Source organism: Neorhizobium sp. SHOUNA12A (genome assembly GCF_023006505.1).
GTDB lineage: Bacteria > Pseudomonadota > Alphaproteobacteria > Rhizobiales > Rhizobiaceae > Neorhizobium.
In genome coordinates this window covers 1-2,859 of the sequence record NZ_JALBGV010000176.1, presented here as the reverse complement: position 1 = coordinate 2,859, position 2,859 = coordinate 1, and the positions used below count along the sequence as shown (strand labels likewise).

At 63.4% G+C, this 2,859-nt stretch carries 3 protein-coding genes; 1 reads left to right on the top strand and 2 read right to left on the bottom strand.

Translation table 11 applies throughout. The features are described from left to right. Positions 1-311: 311 nt before the first annotated feature. On the bottom strand, positions 312-1,172 hold the full coding sequence (locus MOV63_RS32260; protein WP_247039818.1) for a DUF2076 domain-containing protein: 861 nt from the start codon (positions 1,170-1,172) through the stop codon (positions 312-314). Between the two features lie 109 nt (positions 1,173-1,281). Next, positions 1,282-1,866, bottom strand: a complete 585-nt coding sequence (locus MOV63_RS32255) for a HupE/UreJ family protein (protein WP_247039817.1) — start codon at positions 1,864-1,866, stop codon at positions 1,282-1,284. A gap of 214 nt (positions 1,867-2,080) precedes the next feature. On the opposite strand from MOV63_RS32255, the gene MOV63_RS32250 reads away from it, so the two are divergent. Further along, the gene (locus MOV63_RS32250; RefSeq protein WP_244446555.1) at positions 2,081-2,671 is read left to right on the top strand and encodes an ATP-dependent Clp protease proteolytic subunit; all 591 of its coding nucleotides are present in this window, start codon (positions 2,081-2,083) and stop codon (positions 2,669-2,671) included. The last annotated feature ends 188 nt before the right edge of the window (positions 2,672-2,859 follow it).

Here is a 2,859-nt window from a genome sequence, read left to right as displayed (position 1 = left end):
TCCTCAACGCCATCATCCGGGACAATAAACCATGGCAAAGCGCTTGACGCACAAGACAGTCGCTCTGCCCTGCCGGGCATCTCCCCCTCAAGGGGGGAGATTGGATGTGGCACGACCGCCGCTTTCAAAGAACGGCTGCGGGGAAAGAGACGTCAGATTAAAGGCGGCGAGAAGGCCGCCAGCCGATCTCCCCACCTGTGGGGGAGATGCCCGGCAGGGCAGAGGGGGGCGGACGCACTCCAACGTCGAAGGTAGGCCTTCCGTCCTTACATCAAGGGACCCGGCGCTTCAGCCACCGCAGAGCCTCTCACTCACACATCCATCGAATCGTCGCTGCCCATGTCGCTGTTGTCGAAATCGGCCTGGTCGTCGGAAAAGTCGTCGTTGCCGTAATCGGCCTGCTGCAGGCCGGCATTCGAGCCAGAATTGTCGGGCCCATCGTTGGTGTTGGCGGCGGTGCTGTCGTTACCCGAGGCCTGGCGGACCGCGTCATCCCCGAAATAGTTGTTGTTGATGACGGTTTCCTCGACAGGACCGCTGCCGCTGCCGAACGGGTTGCTGCCGGCGAGCGGCGAGCCCCAGCCGAGGGAGTTCATGTGGCTGCCGAAGATGCCGGAGAGCGAATTGGCGAGCAGCATGCCGCCCGCGACGCCGGCTGCGGTGCCGAGCGCGCCGCGCAGGAAGCTGCCACCGGCTGAGGGAACCGATGTCTGGCCGCTCCAGGGTGCGGCAGGCGGCGGAGGCGCACGATAACCGTCATCATAGTCGCTGCCGGTGCGGTAGTTCTGGCGTGGGGTGCTGCCCCATGGGCCCGACTGAGGGCCTGCCTGAGGGCCGGTTCGAAGACCGGGCTGCGGGGCAGGGGATTGCTGGGCCTGGCCGGTGCCGAAGATCGAGCTCAGGAACCCGCCGCTCTGTTCGGCACGGTGATGATCGCTCGTCTCTGCTTCAAGCTGGCGGACGCGGTCTTCCAGTTCCTTGATGTGGTTGGCGGCGGCTTCGAGGCCCTTTTCCTGCACGATCACGGCCTGTGCCAGGTAGTAGGTGGCGTAGGGCTGTTCGCGGGTGGCCTGGTCGATGAGGGTTTCGGCGTCGCGGTCGCGCGGGGTGGCTGCGGCGGTGCGGACGCGGTCGAAAAGGGCGGTGAGGAGCTGGCGTTCTTCGGGTGACATGCTTGCCTCCTTGGGGGCGTTTGCCGTGGACAACAAGGTAGGCAGGGATTCCGGCATTTCAAAGCCGGGATCCCTTACATTTCGGTAATCTTGGCTCGTGACCGGGGGCTCAGGCGAAGGCCAGCGACAGGCCGAGAAGCGCGGTCGCGGCGCCGAGGATACGGGCGATGTAAGGGCTGAGCCGGGCAATGCCGAAGCCGAGCGCGATACCGGCTGCATGCAGGAGGGCGGTGGCGATCATGAAGCCGATGCCGAACTGCAAGGCACCTGCCGAGCCGAGTTCGCCGCCATGGGCGTGGCCGTGGAACAGCGCGAAGATGCCGACGACGGCAGCTGCCGCCGAAACCGGCAGTTTCACCGCCGTTGCGACAAGCAGGCCAAGCCCGATCACCGAGGCGAGGATCGCCGGTTCGACGAAGGGAAGGCTTATGCCGCCGAGCGCGAGCAGGAAACCGGCAGCCATGGTGCCGACGAAAGCTGCGGGGACGATCCACAGCGCATTGCGGTTGCTGCCGGTTCCGATCTGCGCCGCCCAGAGGCCGACTGCGACCATGACCAGGATATGGTCGGCGCCGAACAGCGGATGGGAGAAACCGGCGAGGAGCGATCCGTGTTCTGCCGGATTGAGATGCGCGAAGGCAGGTGCGGTGGCGGCGGCAAGAACGGCGGCGGCGAGCGAAAGGCGTTTCAGCATTTGGGTCCCCTGGAAATTATGTGCATGCGGAATGACTGCGAAGATAGGCAAGCGCTTTGTGGCTGTCCATCGGCAATTGCCGCGACAGAAGGCTCGGTACTACGTCATTCACCTTAGTCCGTGGAAGGTGCCGTCTTAGACTCTACGCTCCATTGTTTTACGGCGGCGAACACATTATGTCCGGTATATGAATCTGATGCAGGAGACTCTCAGCGTGCTCGACGACGAAGACGACAAGGACGACAAGACCAAGGAACTGCCGCTCGGCAAGGAAACGGAAGCGAATCTTTTCAAGTCGCGTTCGATCTTCATCTATGGAACGATTACCCAGGAACTGGCGCAGAAGGTCAACACGCAGCTCGTGGCGCTTGCCGCCGCCAGCGACGAAGACATCCGCGTCTATGTGAGCTCGCCCGGCGGCCACGTGGAATCGGGCGATTCGATCCATGACATGATCAAGTTCATCAAGCCGAAGGTCTGGATGATCGGTACGGGCTGGGTCGCATCGGCCGGCGCGCTGATCTATGTGTCCGTTCCGAAGGAACGCCGCATCTGCTTGCCGAACACCCGCTTCCTGCTTCATCAACCGTCCGGCGGCACCCGCGGCATGGCATCCGATATCGAGATCCAGGCCCGCGAAATTATCAAGATGAACGAACGGCTGAACAGGATCATGGCCGAAGCCACTGGCCAGTCGGTCGAGAAGATCGCCGCCGACACGGACCGCGATTATTGGCTGTCAGCCGAAGAAGCCAAGGTCTACGGCCTGGTTTCGAGGATCGTGACGTCGCAGAGCGAAATCTGATCGCTCTCTGCCATTTGAATTTGAAAAGCCCCGCCGGCTGCCGCCGCGGGGCTTTTTGTTGTTTGCGGCTCGCATTGCCCGCGGATGGGCCCATGCGGTTCAGGCGACCTGCGGACGCCAGGCAATGACGCCTTCGGTGCGGGCGCGGACGTCGGGCGTGGCAAGGCAGGTGGCGACGGCCTCGTAAC